The following is an 18,241-nucleotide window of genomic DNA, read 5'->3' as shown; positions in this document are numbered from 1 at the left end:
GGCAAATCAAGATAGCGGATTGTACGCTCAGCAGGAAGGTTACTATAATGAGGAGTTCCTTGCTATTGTTCTGGATGAAGTATTTCAGAATTTAAGTCTATCCTATTTTCTCGCCTCTAGATACTTAGAAAAATCGAAAACTGATACAGATCTTGACTATATTCGTAGCCTTAAGCGTTATAGTAACTTAAGGCAGAACTTGTCAGAACCTAAATTCTGGACTCTTTACGGATATCATCATGCAGATAACCTTGAACGGGCTGATGAACTTCCTGGCCTAGCAGAATTGTCACTTACACTAGATGGTGGTTTTTATTCAGCAATAGGAATAGTTAATATAGCACGCGGTAGTAGTTCAATAAATAATGGATGGGAATTCGGTATTCATGAACTAATTAGTAGAAATCAAGTATCACTGACTAAGGTTGATTTTAGTGATCTTCCAGCGCTTGGTTACAGGATAAATTACGATTATATTAATGATCCAACAAGTGAATTAAGACAGCCATACGTGATAGCAGATCAGGATAACTTCACCATCAAAGGTTCATTATATTTTGATGATCATTGGAAGATAAATAGCACCCCTACTGTCTATAGTTATGATCTGGAATATCCCCTAAAGCAATCAGACGGTACATTGAAGTTTCCATTATATGAAGATTGGAAAACTACTAACAAAACACAGTTTTTTAATACAATTAAAAAGATTTACGATTCTAATTATAAGAGAAAAAAAAGATTAATTAATGAAAAATTAAACAAATAAGGAACAAAGATGCCAGCATATGATGAATACTGTGATATCAATATTATACAACCACTAATTGATCATTATTTTGATGATTGACTTTTTCTTAAGCAAGAACAAATCTTTGATATAAATTTGCCTAGTAGTAAAATGCGTAAGTTAAAACATCTGGAGGAATACCCTATAGATACTGAGGCATATGATCAACTGGGTAGTAAATTATCAATTGAAAAGCAATTCAAAAAAGAAGAAATGTATCTAGGCAAAGTAGATAAATCAGAAAAGACTGCTATATGCCTTCACTTCACTGCTGGTAATTATGGTGGAGCTGATTCAACCACATGTAAGACAAGTCCCAATAGAGCCATAGATGATCATAATGCCGTTAACTATTGGGTTTATAGAGATGGAACAATTGTTGAATACATGGAACCTGAATACTGGGCACATCATTCGAGTGCAGGTAGACATAATCCTAATATAATTGCTATTGAAATTGTTAATTATGGCAGGCTAGAATTAAAAAATAATAATCTATATGACTATCAAGGCGAAATATACTGTTCTTACGACGATGCACTTAAAGGACCAGACAAAGCTTTTATTGATCTAGCTGATAATGATTATGATAAACTAGGTAGATATCCTAACAGTGATTATAGGGGCTACCGTTATTATGCCGCATTTACAACAAAGCAAACTCAAAGTGTCGCAAAATTACTAAAGGCATCATGTAAAGAATATGATATCCCATATCGTTTTCTTCCTTACCCTATGCGATTTGATAGATATGAATTAGGAAAAATGGACGAAGTTACAAAATCGTAACTAGTTACTGATTGGAGTAGCTTTATGAATGATGGCATAAATAAAGCAGGGATATTTGCCCCTTTTTATGTCCGAAAAAGCGGAACTTTTTCGCCGCTGGATGTAGGAACTTTAACAGCGTTGGTCACAATAATGAAGTAAGTAGAGCTCATGGGATAGGAGCTCACTTGCATTTACAGTTATTTCTAAGCGACGATGAAAAATATTATTTTTTGAAATTAATTAAAAGAAAAGATGGACGACTAGAAAGAAAAGGAGTTGGAATAGTAAATCCGTTTGATTATAAAAATTTATACTTTGAGGAAATAAAATAATGAAAACAATATTCCTAATTATTACTATTACATTGACTATCAACTTAATATACTCAGAAGATGTAAATTATATCATTACAAAGAATTGTGTTGTACGCGATGGCTCTGTTGAAAAATATCAAGTAAATAAAGGAAATAAAGTTATATATAGTCATGGAAATTATTTCTATAATGATGACAACGACTATTTTGGAATATATGTTTCACTCGTTAATAAAGAATCTAAAAACGAAAAGAAATTGTTTGTAGATTCAAATTATATTGAAATACAAACATTAAATAATGTGATTCCCCTTTAATCAAAAAAGGTTATTGGATAGTGGATTACAATATTGATTTGTTAGCAATAGGAAATAAAAGAGATCAAGAGAAACTGATATTTCAAGAAGCTTCATTATGGAAAACTTGGATAAAAGATCAAGAAAATGAAACAGGTGAAACACCACAACCTTGGTTTAATTATTATACACCACTTGCATTGAATATAGAGAAAAATTATATTCTTTTTGATAATTTTGGACCAACTGTTGAGTTAAGTACATTAATTAAAAAAACAACTTTGGATAAACACTATCTATATTTAAAGATAACAGAAGTCTCTGACTTAAATAAATACTATAGGCAACCTGGCTATGAAGCTCTCTACAACCACCCTACCCCCTACAACCTAATATTCGTACAAGACGGAGACTATCTAGACATGTACATAGACTCCGTCTCTGAGGAAAACCACATATTCACCTATGTCAGAGGAACCAAAAAAATGGCTCAAGAAATAGAGCACTTCGTAAGAAGAGAATCCTACGATCCAAGCAAAATCTTATGGCCTCGTCATGCTGATGGTTCCAGTGATTACGATGATCAAATAGAATTAATACATACCACAGATAATTCTTACCTAGCCCTCACAAAAATGTCCGGTTACGACAAGAAGCTAAAGTCGATTCGGACATCATAACAACTATCGATAAAGACTCTGTCCTAACGATCCTAGAACAAGGCAAAGAAGAAGTCCTAGAGGGGATTCATGCAAATTGGTTAAAAGTGAAAACCGATAATGGTCAAACCGGATGGGTCTATGGAGGATATATATCCCTTAACGATGCTGTATCTAAAGAGGAACAGGAACAATACAACAAAGAACATGCCGAACTTGTACAACTGGCAGAATAAATGGAACAAGAGCAAAAAGCAAAACAATATGCTGAAGTACATCAAGACGATAAAGGAATACCAGATGATGAATATTTTTCATCCAAAAATGTTGATTACACCATACCCTTTTTGATTGTTGTAGGTTTATTAATCCTTTCTATTTTTAGCTTAGTGATATTCTTAAAGAAACGTAAGAAAAGGCTATAACTTTTATACCTCTACTTAATTCAGAGTTGTTCACATTTTATAACTCATCACAATCATATTCAAACAAGTATCTTCCCACTTAGTCCCAGCATAAACATCTGTAATACTAAGCCTCAAAGTATGCCCTTCATGACCCTTTAGATCATAATATTGAGGATTTGGAGTATCGATAAGATTAATTGTCCACATCTCATCCGTATCAAGATCCTCCACACGAAACTGCTTCACCCGAGCATTGTATTTATACAAATGGGGTTTATCAAAAGATACAAAGCCATTAAAGAGATACATCCCATTAGCAGCAGCCCGAGGGTTATCGTTCCTATCCATTACCGCTTCAAAAGTAATGGACTCCCCTATTCCTTTACCGGGAGCTCCTTCAATCCATGGTTGCCTTAAAACACTATTCTTAAGAAATTTCTCATCATAGATAATGCTACCTTCTGTCAGATAGCTAGAAACTTTGATAGAACCAGTAGGAAAAGACAATTGAATCTTACCACTCTTACTTTCTTCAATTCCAGCAAAGATTTCCCATTTAACATCATGAGCCACAGCATCAGCAGAATAGACATAGACTATTTCCCTATTCTTGAGGATAAGAAGAGGATTACTTTCGTTGTATTTAACAAAGGGAATACCATAGATATTAACCAACTGATAATCCCATAAATCTATATCTCTAAACACATAACGTCGGGATCCCAGACCAGCATTATTCTCATAGTTAATATGATTCTTATCCATAAGAAAACTACGTTTCCCAGGAAGAATATCCTCATAGTTATCAGCACTTATTCCAGAATTTATAAGAAGAGAGAGTAATAAGATTGTCCACAATTTCATAGTTCTTTTAACCTAACATCCTACATTCTATACTATTAATAATCATTAACATCACCAGCTCATAATAGACCAAATTATCTATCATTCACTCGTCTTTGTTCGTTTTCTAATAAACAAAATAACACATCTTAAGCACTTTTTCTTAATTTAACACGGATAAATAGCTAGGTTTCGATGAATAATAAAGGCTGACTAGTAAGTAAAAATCTAATCAGTCTTTAATCCACAATGGGGTTCTCTTAAGTAGCAAACTATTATTTTGATTTATTCAATATATCAACGCTAAGAGGTTCTCCATCCACAAGATAAGTTAGGGTAATTGTGCCATCTTTATTCATGTCATATTTTGCTATGACAGACTCACCACCAAAAAAAGTTTGCAAGTCCCCTGTAAAATCAAAGTATACAGAATAAGAAAGTGCCGTACTTGAATCACCCTTCAAAAAGGGTCTCACTCTCTCAGAATTATAGGGATCAAACAGTGGATCTATAATTTCTGAATTCGTTACAATCAATTTTTCAGTAATAACAGGATATTCCCAAGAACCTTGAAGCCATCTTGGTGGACTTATTAATGAATCTGAAGAGGATGTTCCTCCACAGCCTGTAAACAAAACTGTTACAAAGAGAAGTAAGTAAATAATTTCTTTTTTCATTTTAATCACCAATTATAAATACTGTTTCATTTGAATAACATTAATTTCGCAAAAAAAGGCTAACCCCGTTGGTTAGCCTTTCTTATATGTTGAGGGGATATATTTATTACTAATTACCAAGCATCTACCATATCATCTTCATCACGATTTTGCTCTGCAAACAAATCGGTAACAACCCGAAGGTCATCTAAATAAAGATAATAGGTACCATAGGCATCATCGATATCACAGTCCACTCTGAACCCCGTTATCTTAATACCCATTTGGTTATTATAGTGATAATCACGTTGTTTGATATTAGGAGGAACAGCAACAGTTAACTTCTTCCAACCACTAAAGTTAAGCTTACCTAATGGTAGGGAGGCCTTGTTACCAAAATGATCTTCAAACTCCACATACAAAACATGATTAATATTACGTCCCACAACCCATAAGGATATGGTCTTTGTGATACCAGGAACAGGAATCGGTCGAAGAGGTCTTAGTTCATAACTGAACTTACTTCTGCGTACAAACACTGTCTTAGCACCTAAAACATACTTATCTTCTTCCTGAATACCAACACTTTGCTCAGAAGCCAGGGGTTCTTTATCGATAGCCCCCCCCTCAAAACGTCTTAAAGAGACTCGTCCTGCCTCTAAGTCCATAGTCGCATACCAGAAGGCGGCGTCTTCAAACTTATGAACAGATATCTCTTGAAGGTTCTGTTGCGCTGTATCTACACCAATATTATCAGCTTGAGGTTCTCCAGCCTGAGCAAAAGCACCCCAGGATATAAAGGATATTGCTATAATAAAAGCTATCTTTCTCATTACTGGTTACCTCCTTGTCCCCAGATTTCTTCAATCTTAGCCTGATTGGTTAGATCACGACCATCATAGGGTGATTCAAAGGTATCTGTCATGACTTTCAATTGATCTAAATAGATATAAAAGTTTTTAACAACTTCCGTTGGATGAGTTCTGATAACCAACTTGGTCAAACGTAATCCTTGAAACTTTGGTAGATGTTGTTGTGACTGTCGAATAGACGACGGAATATTCACAGACAAGTTCTTCCAACCTTCGAAGCTCAAGTTGCCTAATTTAAGCACATGAGGTATTTCCTGATAATCTAAAAAGTGAACTTCCAAATCGAAGTTGTAATTAGATCCCCATACCCAAACATCTAGTCTTTTTGCACGTCCGGGAATACTGATAGTTCTTGGTACAGTATTGCCCTCTGCATCTTGTTCTACAGGAACTATCTCAATATAGTTGTATCCTTGTCTTAAAAAACTTCCATTGATACCTAATACTCTGAGAGTCTTACCCTCTGCTTCTGTTAAGTCATACAGGGCACTAGGATAAGCTTCAGGAAAAGCTTTCTTTGGAAAGCCTTCAGCTGAAAACTTGCTCCCATATAATCCCCATTGACTGTTATCAGGATCATCCCAGGTTTCAAGTATTCGTGACTCAAGCTGTTGAGTATCAGTATCAGCAAAGGCAGTGAATGGTATTAGACTCACTAGCAAAAGACAGATCGTAAGCAGTCCGCCTCGTTTCATTATTCTACTCCTTCCCACTAAAAGTAGCTCGTTAGGCCAAGGCAATTTGAATTATATTTCCTCGGTTTTTCTTTGTCAAATCATTTTAATAATGACCGGTTTTTCCTAGGATCGCCCAGTTTGGCCATAAAATTCACTTTTTTTATTCAGAAACTTGAATTTTTGACCGAACCTTATGACTAGAGTATTCTTTTGACTCCAAAGCTTCTAATCCAGTACGTATCATCTGACCCAAATCATCTTCTATAGACCATAATACTTTTCCCCCACCTATGCCAGATTTTTTCCTATTTTCTGTAAAAATATAAGAAGCCTGAGAATCCACCAAATCCCATAGATATCCATCGAGTTGACCGGCAAACAATACATACGCTTCAATACCCAGATTTTGCTCTTTTAGGATATTTTCTTTTATCTTATTTCGATTGTTCAAATAAGTATAGGTTTGAGGCATCCCCTGCCAATAACGCCCTTCGCCCAAACCATGGACAAAAGCGTCCCATTCTTTTTGGGCTTCTGGTGTTCCTGTGTAGAAAACGCCCCCCAATGTCCTCACATTATTATCCTCCGCCCAGGTTCTTATTAACTGACCTAGCTCTCTAAACGCAGGACCTCTGTCACTAAGGACAGAAACCTGGCCTTCCTTTAGATTCTTTACATCCCTGAGGAATACAGATTGACCTGGCCACTTTTCAAATTTTTCATACTGATCAAGACTAAGGGGGGTGAAGATTCTTATCTCTGGTAAATCAGATAAATCACTCATCCCGTCTATGGTTTCTGAATCAAGGATGCGGATTCGATAGTCTTTGATTGCTTTTAATTCTTTATTCAGTTCTTTTACACCGCCATACAAGGTGGTGAAGTATGGATCACTGATAAATAAGACTTGTTGGGAACAGGATGAAAAAAATATGACTATTAGGATAAAAAAAGCTTTTTTCATTATCTAAAACAATCTATCATCAACATAATTAACTTGCAATGGACCTGTTATCCGTTATTCTATATAACCATAGGAAGAGGTCCTAATATAACTAGTTAGAGGGGAAAATATATGAACAAATTTATTCTACTACTCATTTCAATAAGTTTGGCTGTTTTTTCTTGTGCAACACAAGCGCCACAAGAAGAAGTAGTCAGTAATGTGGAAACACCAGAAGGAGAAGCAAAAGAACCTGTTTTGGTACCTAAACAAATACAGGAAACTATCTATGTGATAACAAAGGAATCCTCCTTCTATTCTGATGGAATATTGGATACTAAATTCGAAGGTTCCTACGACGAAGAAGGAACGCCTAAGACTCTTACTACTTTTACTAACATGGGGGATGTGAAGGAAAAGCTAGTCTATAAGAAATCAGGTTCTACATTAACTGTTACAAACTATAACGGCTCCAATGAAGTTCAGGACATTACCGTATCAGATATGAACGAATATGGTTGGCTTGTTAAGGAAGTACTGAAGACAGGGGATGAAGAAATCCTATCCCAATCTACTTATGAAAACAATAACAATGGTGACCCCACTGTTTGGAAAGCCTATGATGGTGATAATGCCCTTTTAGCTGTTACTGAATATACCTATGATGAGGAAGGAAATAAAACAAAAACAACCTTCAGTGATCAATCGGGATCTTTAACTGGCACAATTGAGTATAAATACAACAAAGGAAACTTGGTTGATGAAGTATACCAGAACGCTGATGGATCTATCGATAAACGCATCAAAAGAGAATACAAGGGTGATGTACTCGTAAAAACCCTTTATTATTCCGGCGAAAAGGCCCTTAGACGTCAAGAAACATATGAAAACGATGCTGATGGCAATGCAATCAAGGTAAATTACCTTGATAAGAGAGGCAATCTCCTGGAATATAAGGAGAGAACTTTTGAACCAAGAACAGCCATAAAGACTATCCTGGTTTGGGAATAAGGGGACTAAGAATGAAAAGGAAAGTAGTAAGCCTACTATTTTTGCTTATAATCATACCTGCCACAGTAATGGCAGGGGACAGAGCAGAAGTATGGACGAATTTATTTAAGCGATCAAAGTCATTAGAACAGCAAAAAGCCATTTTAACCAATATATTGAAGCTGGATGATAGAGATATGGCCCCCCTTCTTATGGATGCTTTATCTGAATATGTTAACGGCAGTAAATCAGATACCACTTATGATCAGAAAAGCTTACGTAATGATGTAACTTTAATGGTCGTTCAGGAACTAGGGGATTTAAAAGCCAGTGAAGCAGCAGAAACAGTGATGGATGTATACCGTAACTTTGAAGATCCTATAGTGCGAAGTGCGGCGCTCATAGCTGTCGGTCAGATGCGGGCTCTCCAATACGGTGAAGAGATTTCCTTGATACTAAGGAACTTAAACTTTGGCCCCAATGGTAAGGAAAGGGAAAATGAAATCATGGCTTATGGAGCTATCTTGGGTTTAGAAAGGATGAAAAGTCCCTTTGGATATGAACCTGTTTTCTATGCCAGCCGTGGATGGTACCCAAGCCGAACACGAAAACTGGCAGAACAAGCCCTTGATACCATCACTGATGATCCTACAGAGTTCCTTAAAAGCGTTATTGAAAACACAGATAACTATAAGAACAAAACTTATGCCATTGAGAAGGAAGCTTCCAGCAAAGCTCCTGCTTCCAGTAAAGCAGATGTGGCTTTCTTGGGATTGAAGGAAGGATTAGAATTTCAACCTGATGACTTATCCCAACAACTTGACCTAAGCAAATTACGACTGACATCCATACAGGTATTAAACCAATACGGTAAAGGAAAAGAAGAAGTAGTACCCTATTTAAAGGAATCGGCTGAACGAAAATGGGATCAACAGGAACGACTGAATGCTATTGTCGCTTTGGGAGTTAATGCAACGGATCCTGCGGTAGAGGTATTAGCTGAGTTTTTAACAAACTTCAATTACCGTCAAACAGAAGGCTTGAATTCAAACGAAGATCTTCAAGCCATTCGATCCACAATTGGAGCTATGGTTATCGCCAATAATTCTATTGCCGTACCTTCTTTGATTGAAGTTGAGTTTTCTAATTTTCCTGGAAACATTAGTCGTTTGGCTAAGGATGCTTTAACAAAAATAGAAGACTAAGAAGTCTTTATTATAAAAGAGGAAGGGCTGTTTTACAGCCCTTTTTTTATAAGAACTTACTGTCTATAGAGGTAGTAATGCGTTCCACCTAGACACAATACACCAACCAATAGGGAGGGAATAAAGAGATTAAAAAACCAGGTAGTACCACATAGAGCTCCCAAGAGAGCCCCTCCAATCAGAGCAGGGATTACGATTAGTCTAAGACCATCAGGTTCTGATTTTGTTAAAGCAACCATTAAAGTAACCAGGGATATTTTGGTTATTGGTTCTAAGAACAGATCAAAACTATTCACGAAGGATCGCATACTAACCATATCCATCAGGATTTCCAAGAAGAAAATACCTAAAGTCCAAGGCACGAGACGGTCAATGTTTTCCTGGTTCGTTAAATCTTTCTTCCATAGAGTAAACCACAGAATGACAACCCCCAAAAGAGGAAAGAAATAATCATCAAGAAAAACCCCTAACCACAATCCCAAAAAATGAGACGATAGTTCGAATCTTCGAAGAAACAACCATTCCACACTTAGAACAGCTACTCCTGTCAGAATTCCCCAAAAGAAATTCAAAACATAAGGTAAAAACTTTGACTTGTTATCAGAATAACTCAATGCTAATAATAACAATCCGTAAAATGGAAATATAAATAGGGAAAATATTCTCATAATGGACAAGATACCCCTTAAGCTTTAGCGTGGCAATAGTGGCTGACATATTATTGACAGGGCAGAAACATCCTTCTAACATGGAGCAGAAATGAAACAAGACAAATGGCTCATTACGACTCAATACTATCACTTTGACTCCCCTCTTAAGCTGGAAAGTGGTAAGGAAATTTTTCCGGTCCAATTAGCTTATGAAACCTATGGGCAACTCAATGAAGAGAAGTCCAATGGGATACTCATTCTTCATGCCTTCTCTGGGGATGCCCATGTGGCTGGCTATCATAAGAATGATGATCGCTATGCCGGTTGGTGGAATGATATGGTGGGCCCCGGAAAAGCCTTTGATACGAATAAATACTTCATTATTTGTTCCAATGTCATTGGAGGTTGTCAGGGCTCAACAGGACCTGGTTCTATTAATCCAGAGACAGGCAAGCCCTATGGCATGTCCTTTCCTATGATTACTATTGGAGATATGGTGACAGCCCAGGAGAGGCTCATCACTCATCTGGGAATTGACAAACTATTAGCTGTCACCGGAGGATCTATGGGAGGGATGCAAGCCCTGCAATGGTCCATTCAGTATCCTGACAGGATCAAAACAGCTATTGTTATCGCGTCCACTACCCGCTTAACAGCTCAGGGAATAGCCTTTCATGCGGTAGGCCGTAATGCGATCATGTCTGATCCCCATTGGGACAAAGGGGATTACTATACAGGAGAAGGACCAAGACAAGGACTATCTATTGCCCGTATGATAGGACATATCACCTACCTTAGTGATGAGTCCATGCGTATCAAATTTGGACGTAAGTTTCAGAATCGTGAAGATAATGGTGTGGAGCACAATGATCAATTTGCCGTTGAAAGTTATCTGGAATACCAGGGAAACAAATTCGTTGACCGTTTTGATGCCAATACTTATATATACATTAGTAAAGCATTAGACTATTTTGATTTGGAAATGGTCGGAGGATCCCTGGATAAGACCTTTGAAAATAGCCATTGCAAGTATTTGATAATATCCTATTCAACAGACTGGCTATTTCCTACTTACCAATCAAAAGAGTTAGTAAATGCCCTTATGAAGACCCATAAAGAGGTTAGCTTCATTGAATTAGACAGCCCCTATGGTCATGATTCCTTTCTATTAGAGATCGAGAGACAGGAAAAGATTATCAAATCCTACCTGGAGACTAATTATGCTCAATAGACGCTTCAAAGTCATTAGACAATGGATAGAACCTGGATCGAGAGTTCTTGACTTAGGCTGTGGAGATGGAAAACTTCTCGAACTCCTTATTAGAGACAAACAAGTAAAAGGCCATGGTGTGGAAAGAGAAGAAGAATTGGTTATCTCCTGTATTAGCAGGGGGATATCAGTATTCCGCGGCAACATGATGAATGTTCTACAGGATTATATAGAAGATTCCTTTGATTATGTTATTCTGTCCCAAACCATTCAACAGGTGCGGGATCCTAAATTTGTTCTTGATGAAATGCTAAGGGTAGGAAAGAGAGCTGTTCTCTCTGTCCCCAATTTTGGATATATCACGAACAGACTTCAGTTAATGTTTTGGGGGCAAATGCCTGTTCACAAAGCGATTCCTTATCAATGGTATGACACACCAAACATTCACTTTTGTACAAGAAAAGACTTTCATTCCTTTACAAAAGATCTTGGGTATACCATCCTAAAAGAAGAGGCGATTAACAGTAAGGATAAACCTGTCAAAATTATGCCTGCTCTTTTTGGTTTGGAAGGTCTTTATCTATTAGAGGGAAAAGCAAAATAACACCTAGACACAAGCTATTGTATTAGGTATTATCCCATACCCGCGACCCAAGGTTGCCCTTTGACCTTTTTAAGCCTATTTGTTATAGTTACGAGAATTGTGCCCGGCTTAAAGTTAAGGCTTAAATCACAGGGGCCGGGCTTGTCATTTTCTGGAGGTATATGGCTGGTAAAGAATTAAGGATCAATGAACAGATCCGAGTTAAAGAAGTTCGATTGGTTGATGCTGAGGGAGGACAAGAAGTTGTCACTACCACTCGAGCACTGGAATTAGCTAAAGAGAGAGGACTAGACCTGGTTGAGATGGCAGCAAATGCTAAACCACCGGTTTGTAAGATCTTGGACTACGGTAAATACCGTTTTGAGCAAGAAAAGAAGCTTCGAGAATCGAAAAAGAAGCAAAAATTAATCAAACTGAAAGAAGTTCGCATGCAGCCCAAGATTGAAAAGCACGATCTTGAGTTTAAAACCAAGCATATTTCTGATTTCCTAGAAGATGGTAATAAAGTCAAAGTGACGATCAGGTTCAGAGGACGAGAGCTAGCCCATACCGATCGTGGTAAAGACGTTTTAGCAAAGGTTATGGAACTTTTGGGTGATGAAAACTTCAACCTGGACAAGAATCCTTCTATGGAAGGCCGGTTCATGTCGATGATCATCAGTCCAAAAGGAAAAAAATAAAAGAGGTAGCATTATGCCTAAGATGAAGACACGTAAGAGTGCCGCAAAACGGTATAAGATTACCGGCACAGGAAAGGTTAAGTACAAAAAACAAAACCTTAGACATATCCTGACTAAGAAAAGTTCCAAGAGAAAAAGGAACTTAAGAAAAGCCGGTGTTCTGGCAGACTCTGAAGTAAAAAGAGTCAAAAAGTTATTACCTTACGGTTAATAAAGGAGTAAGTGGATGCCACGAGCAGTTGACGGTACCAAACGTAAGGACCGCAGAAAGAAAGTCCTCAAGCAGGCAAAGGGATATTGGGGTCGAAGAAAAACCAATATCCGAACAGCGAAAGATGCTGTAAAAAAAGCTCTAACCTATGCTTACAGAGACAGAAAGGTTAAAAAGCGAGAATTCAGACAATTATGGATCGCTCGTATTTCTGCCGCTGCCAGAGCTGAAGGTATCAGCTATTCTCAGTTCATTAATGGACTAAACAAAGCAGAAGTGCAAATCAATCGAAAAGCCTTATCTAATTTGGCAATCGAAGATCCAAAGGCATTCAGTTCTTTGGTAGAAACAGCAAAAAAAGCTTTAGGAGCATAGTAATATGATCAGCCTTGAACAAGTCCGTCTATTAGAAACAAAGGTAAAGCAGGCGGTTGATAAAATTCAAACCCTCAGCCTTGAAAAAGAGGAGCTTACACAAAAACTTCTTGGAAATGAAGAAAGGATTCTGGAACTTGAAAACCTTGTCAAAGAATTCAAAAGTAGCCAGGATGAGATTGAAGAAGGATTCCTTAAAGCCTTGAATCAACTAGATGAACTTAACGAGACGGAAACACCCGAGGCCGTGACTAGTTCTAACTCCCTAGATGAAGAAGTTCAGCCAGAGGTCCAAGTAGAACCTTCTGCCCCTGCCCAAGAGATGACTCCAGTAGAATCTGAACAAGAGACTATAGAAGTATCCGCAGGCCAAGAGGAATCAGTAGAGGACACTTACTCTGAAGAAGAGTCTTCCTATGAAGAACAGGCTGCTGAAGAAGAATCACAGATAGAAGAGGACTCACGTGAAGTTCACAGAAGTGAACCTCAAAATCTGGAGATTTTCTAAGGTTTTATGAAAAACCTTCTCGATGTAGAGGTCCTTGGGACATCTTTTACGATTAAAGCGGATGAAGACCCTGAGTACCTAAGACAGGTTGTTGAATATCTGTCTAAAAAAGTAGACGAGACAAAAGAAGCGGTCTCTATTAAAGACCCTCTTAAAATCGCCGTGCTCACCGGCATTGTTGTTGTGGATGAGCTGATGAGAGAAAAGCATAAAACCGGCGCGCCCATGTCTGCAGAAACGGCTCTAGCCATGGAAAAGATTACCAATGGTATGATTGACAGGCTAGAGCAAATATTAGAAAGCTAATCATTCCCTGAGGTGTGCGGGATGGGATACATTCTCTTGGGTCAATTATAATCCGCGGGATTCCAACATTACGGAGTTGAATTGCTAATCCGATACACTGGATGAAACAGGATGCTCCCCTGAGGAAACCCACTTGATCCATTAGGTTCAAGAGGATTTGAGCCCTGATCGGCACTTTGGGGTTTTATTTTTTATTTCAAAAACCATTGATTATATTGTCGTCAGAAACTAATATTCAAGGCAGAAATATGGCGATTACCACAGTTCAGCAATTAAATAGATACCTAGAGATCTACAAAGACAATGAGGTCACTTTTAACAAAGAGATCATTAAAACCACAGGATTAATATCCAAAAAAGTCTACCTTAAGGTAGCTGGGTACCAACTTCCTTGTGTGATATACAGTTTAAGCTTATCTAAAGCAAAGATCATTATGTCCCTGGAAGGAGATCTTTTACAGAAAATCCGTGAAAGTAGTTCAGGTGTTTCTTTGCGCTTATGTTTTAGTGAAGATGATAACAAAGAACCTGTTCCTTTTTTTATAGCCTGCCGATTAGCAGGATCAACACCTTACAACCAGGGTAAAAGCAGGAATCTTTTCTTTTTAACAATGGACTTTACCCAAAGACCTCCTGATATCTTTATTGAGACAATGGGTCTCATTTTAGATGCCCGTAGTTCAAGTAAAAATAGAACAAATGAACGTATAGTCGTTAATGAAAGCCTCCTGAACAAAGTTGGTTTTTCTGGGGTCAACGCTCAAATAATTATAGATCGTATGCCTCGAAAGGTTATCGTAAGAGATATCAGTTTTGGTGGTGTCAAAGTCTTTATTATGGGAATAGGTAAATTTCTGATGGAAAAGGACGCTATTTTTAGGCTATGGCATCTGGAATCCAAGAATTATCTAAACATTCCTGGGAAGACAGTACGTATGGAAGAAGTAGAGGGCCGAAAAGATATAATTGCTATAGCAGTACAATTTGAAGATCCAAAAGTACCGATTCAATATAAAGTAAGCCTTCATAATTTCTTTCAACTTCTCCAAAAGACCAAGAAAAAGACAGGCAGTTCTGAACAATGAGTTATGACAATCCCTTAGGGAATATATATTTTGTCTCTATACCGGAATCTTGGTCTACCAAGTATCCTGAGCTTCCCATAGAAAGTGATACCCTACTCCCTGTTGAAATCAGCGGGGATATTAAAAACTGGAATATGACTGATATGTCATGGGAGATGATCCTTTCTGGAATGCTGAAGGTACTGGCATATCACCGTCATCACAAAAGTATCAAAGCTTATAGGGATTTGGTATTTTATTTAAAGCCTGATATTGAGACTGAGCTAACATCAGTGGCCCTTTTAAAGGCAGAACAAAAAGAATATTCACTGGCAGAAGAAATTTTTTTATCATTACAAGGCTTATATCCCAAGAAGTCTGTCTACCTCTTAAATTTAGCCCTTCTCTATGAAAACATGTCCATCCATTATGCGTCTATCGGCCAGAAGGATGTTTCTCTGGAACATGAAGAAAAAGCTCGTGCTTTATTTGATAGTACAGTAGATGAAACTATGCCCTGGGAATTTTATTATCATGGGGGTCTATTCTATTTGCGGCACAATTCCCTAATCAAAGGTATTGAATATCTTAAGACCTATCTGGACAAGGGACAGGATAAGGATAAACGACAGATTGCTCAGAATTGGATAGGACAGCTTGCAACAGAAGAAGATGAACGTTATCAGATAGCCTATGAGGCTATGCTTAGCGAAGATATCGATGCGGCCATAGAATTGGTAGGAGACTTCCTCAAAGATAATCCCCGATCATGGAATGGTTTATTCCTGTTAGGATGGGCTTTGCGAGCCAAGACTCACTATGAAGAAGCATGCTTTGTCTTTAATAAAGCCCTGGAAGTCAGAGAATCAGCAGATGTCTACAATGAATTAGCTATATGTTTCATGGAATTAAACAAAATTAGTGATGCGGGTGAATATCTTGAGAAAGCCATGGCTTTAGCTCCAAAAGATATAAAAATTCTTAGTAATAAAGCTATCTGGCACCTAAAGATAGAGGAAAACAACAAGGCTATTGAATATTTTAACAAAGTCCTTGAGATCGTCCCGGATGACCCTATGGCCTTAGACTTCCTAAAAAAAATAAATAACTAAATAAACTATTTTATTAATGCTTATGATAGCTTCCTCCGAACATTAGTATAGGAGAGTCAAGGATGACTTCCCTTTAAAATCATTTATTCACGGAGGAATAAATAATGATTATCAATCATAACATGAGCGCTATTAACGCTCAACGTAACCTCAAAAACACCCAGTTAATGACTAGCAAAAACATGGAGAAGTTATCCAGCGGTATGAGAATTAACCGTGCTGGAGACGATGCTTCAGGTCTGGCTGTCTCTGAGAAAATGCGGTCACAAATCCGCGGTTTACAACAGGCGTCTAAAAATGCCTCTAACGGTATTTCCTTCATTCAAACAACTGAAGGTTATCTACAGGAAACTCAAGACATTCTTCAACGACTTAGAGAATTGGCTGTTCAGTCTTCTCATGGTATCTACACTTCTGAAGACAGAATGCAGATCCAGGTTGAAGTTTCTCAGTTAGTAGATGAAATAGACCGAATTGCTTCTCATGCTCAGTTCAATGGTATGAACATGCTTACTGGACGATTTGCAAGAGAAACAGGATCTAATGTTGTTACCGCTTCAATGCACTTTCACATTGGTGCCAATATGGACCAGAGAGAAAGAATCTACATTGGAACTATGACTGCTGAAGCTTTAGACGTACGCCAGGTTGGTAGTGGTGAGATCATGAGTTTTTCTTCTTCTGATCAAGCGAACCGATCCATTGGAGTTCTTGATTCTGCCTTAAAGCAGGTATCAAAACAAAGAGCAGACTTGGGTGCTTATCAAAACAGACTTGAGCATGCTATCAAGGGAATCGATGTTGGAGCTGAAAACTTACAAGCCGCTGAAAGTACTATCAGAGATGTTGATATGGCTTCAGAAATGGTTGATTTCACCAAAAACCAGATTCTTAACCAAGCTGGTAATGCAATGTTAGCTCAAGCAAACCAGAAAAATCAAAGCGTAATGCAGCTACTCCAATAGTTGTTGCAATCTAGCGGGATAGATATTAATATATTAATCATCTATTCCGTATTGTTCTTTGACAACACTACCTCCTTGTGTGTGTCGCTCAAAAAGGAGATTTCCCTTATCAGTTTCGTAATGCGATTTGGGAATATCTCCTTGTTGTGTATGGGTTAAACGGAGCAGAGGCGACGCGAATCCCTCTGACCCCATGCGGCATACAAGGCGATGGCACGGAAGCCAAAGCAAACTCAAGGAGGAATATATGATAATAAATCATAACATGAGCGCCATGAATGCCAATAGGCAGCTAGGTGTTCGACAGACAGATTTGACTAAGAGCATGGAAAAACTGGCATCAGGTATGCGGATTAACCGTGCAGGTGATGATGCTTCTGGACTTGCAGTATCTGAAAAGATGCGAGGACAAATCCGAGGATTAAATCAGGCTGAGAAGAACATCCAAAATGGAGTTAACTTCATTCAGACTACTGAAGGTTATTTACAGGAAACTCAAGATATCCTTCACCGTATTCGAGAATTGAGTGTTCAATCTGCCAACGGTATTTATTCTCAGGAAGACCGAATGCAGATCCAGGTTGAAGTATCACAACTTGTCGATGAAGTAAACCGAATCGCCTCACATGCTCAGTTTAACGGGATGAACATGTTGACAGGACAGTTCGCAAGGGACGGAGTTTCTGGTGTAACTATGCAGTTCCAGGTTGGAGCAAACATGGACCAGAATGAACAAGTCTACATTGGGACTATGACTGCAGCATCTCTTGACTTAGTCGACCAGCAGGGTACTGGAGAGATGATCTCCATATCTACAGCTGACGCTGCGAATAGAGCTATTGGTGTGGTCGATTCTGCTTTGCAAAAGGTAAGTAAACAACGTGCTGACCTTGGAGCTTATCAGAACCGATTTGAAATGGCCTCAAAAGGTGTAGCAATTGCTGCAGAGAATTTACAAGCCTCTGAATCTCAGATTCGAGATTCTGACATGGCTTCAGAAATGGTTGAGTATACAAAGAACCAGATTCTTTCTCAATCAAGTACAGCTATGTTAGCTCAGGCAAACACTAGGACTCAGTCCGTAATGCAGCTTTTAGGCTAAAAGGAATAGCTCCGTAATTATTAAAAAGTGA

The 18,241-nt window shown here is 38.0% G+C and carries 25 protein-coding genes, 1 other RNA gene and 1 pseudogene; 21 read left to right on the top strand and 6 right to left on the bottom strand.

Annotation, left to right across the window (positions count from 1 at the left end):
* The 7 genes and pseudogenes from K345_RS23380 to K345_RS0118005 form a co-directional block, all read left to right on the top strand.
* Positions 1 to 769: hypothetical protein (locus K345_RS23380; protein WP_028975356.1), on the top strand; the 769-nt coding region annotated here is incomplete at its 5' end.
* Positions 770 to 901: 132 nt separating this feature from the next.
* The gene (locus K345_RS0118035) at positions 902 to 1,579 is read left to right on the top strand and encodes a peptidoglycan recognition protein family protein (RefSeq protein ID WP_028975355.1); all 678 of its coding nucleotides are present in this window, start codon (positions 902 to 904) and stop codon (positions 1,577 to 1,579) included.
* 313 nt (positions 1,580 to 1,892) lie between these two features.
* Positions 1,893 to 2,192, top strand: coding sequence for a hypothetical protein (locus K345_RS0118020; protein ID WP_028975354.1), 300 nt, complete (start codon positions 1,893 to 1,895; stop codon positions 2,190 to 2,192).
* A 20-nt stretch (positions 2,193 to 2,212) separates the two neighbouring features.
* Positions 2,213 to 2,851 carry a hypothetical protein gene (locus K345_RS0118015; protein WP_028975353.1) on the top strand — a complete coding sequence of 213 codons (639 nt, stop codon included), beginning with the start codon at positions 2,213 to 2,215 and terminating at the stop codon, positions 2,849 to 2,851.
* A pseudogene (locus K345_RS23935) lies at positions 2,845 to 2,928 on the top strand (hypothetical protein); the annotation flags it as partial. The gene K345_RS0118015 and the pseudogene K345_RS23935, both read left to right, overlap by 7 nt.
* Positions 2,929 to 2,937: 9 nt before the next feature.
* On the top strand, positions 2,938 to 3,066 hold the full coding sequence (locus K345_RS23710; protein ID WP_281169346.1) for a hypothetical protein: 129 nt from the start codon (positions 2,938 to 2,940) through the stop codon (positions 3,064 to 3,066).
* Positions 3,067 to 3,255, top strand: a complete 189-nt coding sequence (locus tag K345_RS0118005; RefSeq protein WP_028975352.1) for an LPXTG cell wall anchor domain-containing protein — start codon at positions 3,067 to 3,069, stop codon at positions 3,253 to 3,255.
* A gap of 30 nt (positions 3,256 to 3,285) precedes the next feature.
* Here the strand turns inward: K345_RS0118005 and K345_RS0118000 are convergent, their stop codons facing one another.
* The 5 genes from K345_RS0118000 to K345_RS0117980 form a co-directional block, all read right to left on the bottom strand.
* A complete protein-coding gene (locus K345_RS0118000) occupies positions 3,286 to 4,101 on the bottom strand; it encodes an NADase-type glycan-binding domain-containing protein (protein ID WP_028975351.1) in 816 nt (271 codons plus the stop codon).
* A gap of 254 nt (positions 4,102 to 4,355) precedes the next feature.
* The gene (locus K345_RS0117995) at positions 4,356 to 4,757 is read right to left on the bottom strand and encodes a hypothetical protein (protein WP_028975350.1); all 402 of its coding nucleotides are present in this window, start codon (positions 4,755 to 4,757) and stop codon (positions 4,356 to 4,358) included.
* A gap of 113 nt (positions 4,758 to 4,870) precedes the next feature.
* A complete protein-coding gene (locus K345_RS0117990) occupies positions 4,871 to 5,569 on the bottom strand; it encodes a flagellar filament outer layer protein FlaA (protein WP_028975349.1) in 699 nt (232 codons plus the stop codon).
* The gene (locus K345_RS0117985; protein ID WP_028975348.1) at positions 5,569 to 6,303 is read right to left on the bottom strand and encodes a flagellar filament outer layer protein FlaA; all 735 of its coding nucleotides are present in this window, start codon (positions 6,301 to 6,303) and stop codon (positions 5,569 to 5,571) included. Before K345_RS0117985 ends, K345_RS0117990 begins: the two co-directional genes overlap by 1 nt.
* A 142-nt stretch (positions 6,304 to 6,445) precedes the next feature.
* A complete protein-coding gene (locus tag K345_RS0117980) occupies positions 6,446 to 7,249 on the bottom strand; it encodes a hypothetical protein (RefSeq protein ID WP_028975347.1) in 804 nt (267 codons plus the stop codon).
* A gap of 111 nt (positions 7,250 to 7,360) precedes the next feature.
* Between K345_RS0117980 and K345_RS0117975 the strand changes: the two genes are divergently transcribed.
* Both K345_RS0117975 and K345_RS0117970 read left to right on the top strand, forming a co-directional pair.
* Positions 7,361 to 8,239, top strand: a complete 879-nt coding sequence (locus K345_RS0117975; protein ID WP_028975346.1) for a hypothetical protein — start codon at positions 7,361 to 7,363, stop codon at positions 8,237 to 8,239.
* Positions 8,240 to 8,250: 11 nt separating this feature from the next.
* Positions 8,251 to 9,423, top strand: coding sequence for a hypothetical protein (locus K345_RS0117970; protein ID WP_028975345.1), 1,173 nt, complete (start codon positions 8,251 to 8,253; stop codon positions 9,421 to 9,423).
* 56 nt (positions 9,424 to 9,479) lie between these two features.
* On the opposite strand, the gene K345_RS0117965 is transcribed toward K345_RS0117970, so the two are convergent.
* Entirely contained in the window at positions 9,480 to 10,091 is a 612-nt protein-coding gene (locus tag K345_RS0117965) for a hypothetical protein (protein WP_028975344.1), read from the bottom strand.
* 91 nt (positions 10,092 to 10,182) lie between these two features.
* Between K345_RS0117965 and metX the strand changes: the two genes are divergently transcribed.
* From metX to K345_RS0117910, 12 genes are all read left to right on the top strand, one after another.
* Positions 10,183 to 11,304 carry a homoserine O-acetyltransferase MetX gene (metX, locus tag K345_RS0117960; RefSeq protein WP_028975343.1) on the top strand — a complete coding sequence of 374 codons (1,122 nt, stop codon included), beginning with the start codon at positions 10,183 to 10,185 and terminating at the stop codon, positions 11,302 to 11,304.
* On the top strand, positions 11,294 to 11,887 hold the full coding sequence (metW, locus tag K345_RS21775; RefSeq protein ID WP_037573081.1) for a methionine biosynthesis protein MetW: 594 nt from the start codon (positions 11,294 to 11,296) through the stop codon (positions 11,885 to 11,887). The genes metX and metW overlap by 11 nt, the downstream gene beginning before the upstream one ends.
* 161 nt (positions 11,888 to 12,048) lie before the next feature.
* Positions 12,049 to 12,567 (top strand): translation initiation factor IF-3, encoded by a 519-nt coding sequence (gene infC / locus K345_RS0117950; protein ID WP_028975342.1) that lies wholly within the window; start codon positions 12,049 to 12,051, stop codon positions 12,565 to 12,567.
* Positions 12,568 to 12,577: 10 nt separating this feature from the next.
* Entirely contained in the window at positions 12,578 to 12,778 is a 201-nt protein-coding gene (gene rpmI, locus K345_RS0117945; protein WP_211227922.1) for a 50S ribosomal protein L35, read from the top strand.
* A gap of 15 nt (positions 12,779 to 12,793) precedes the next feature.
* The gene (gene rplT, locus K345_RS0117940) at positions 12,794 to 13,153 is read left to right on the top strand and encodes a 50S ribosomal protein L20 (RefSeq protein ID WP_028975340.1); all 360 of its coding nucleotides are present in this window, start codon (positions 12,794 to 12,796) and stop codon (positions 13,151 to 13,153) included.
* A gap of 4 nt (positions 13,154 to 13,157) precedes the next feature.
* The gene (locus K345_RS22650; RefSeq protein ID WP_053228450.1) at positions 13,158 to 13,661 is read left to right on the top strand and encodes a hypothetical protein; all 504 of its coding nucleotides are present in this window, start codon (positions 13,158 to 13,160) and stop codon (positions 13,659 to 13,661) included.
* Positions 13,662 to 13,667: 6 nt separating this feature from the next.
* A complete protein-coding gene (locus tag K345_RS21765) occupies positions 13,668 to 13,967 on the top strand; it encodes a cell division protein ZapA (RefSeq protein WP_053228449.1) in 300 nt (99 codons plus the stop codon).
* A 1-nt stretch (position 13,968) separates the two neighbouring features.
* Positions 13,969 to 14,154, top strand: a non-coding RNA gene (gene ssrS, locus K345_RS22975) — 6S RNA.
* Positions 14,155 to 14,215: 61 nt separating this feature from the next.
* Positions 14,216 to 15,052, top strand: a complete 837-nt coding sequence (locus tag K345_RS23250; protein WP_053228448.1) for a PilZN3 domain-containing protein — start codon at positions 14,216 to 14,218, stop codon at positions 15,050 to 15,052.
* The gene (locus K345_RS0117920; protein ID WP_028975339.1) at positions 15,049 to 16,143 is read left to right on the top strand and encodes a tetratricopeptide repeat protein; all 1,095 of its coding nucleotides are present in this window, start codon (positions 15,049 to 15,051) and stop codon (positions 16,141 to 16,143) included. The genes K345_RS23250 and K345_RS0117920 overlap by 4 nt, the downstream gene beginning before the upstream one ends.
* A gap of 104 nt (positions 16,144 to 16,247) precedes the next feature.
* Entirely contained in the window at positions 16,248 to 17,108 is an 861-nt protein-coding gene (locus K345_RS0117915; protein WP_028975338.1) for a flagellin N-terminal helical domain-containing protein, read from the top strand.
* A gap of 247 nt (positions 17,109 to 17,355) precedes the next feature.
* Entirely contained in the window at positions 17,356 to 18,210 is an 855-nt protein-coding gene (locus K345_RS0117910) for a flagellin N-terminal helical domain-containing protein (protein WP_028975337.1), read from the top strand.
* The last annotated feature ends 31 nt before the right edge of the window (positions 18,211 to 18,241 follow it).

The sequence above is a fragment of the Spirochaeta cellobiosiphila DSM 17781 genome, assembly GCF_000426705.1.
GTDB lineage: Bacteria > Spirochaetota > Spirochaetia > DSM-17781 > DSM-17781 > Spirochaeta_E > Spirochaeta_E cellobiosiphila.
Note: the sequence above shows the minus strand (reverse complement) of the source record. Positions and strands in the feature narration are given on the sequence as shown.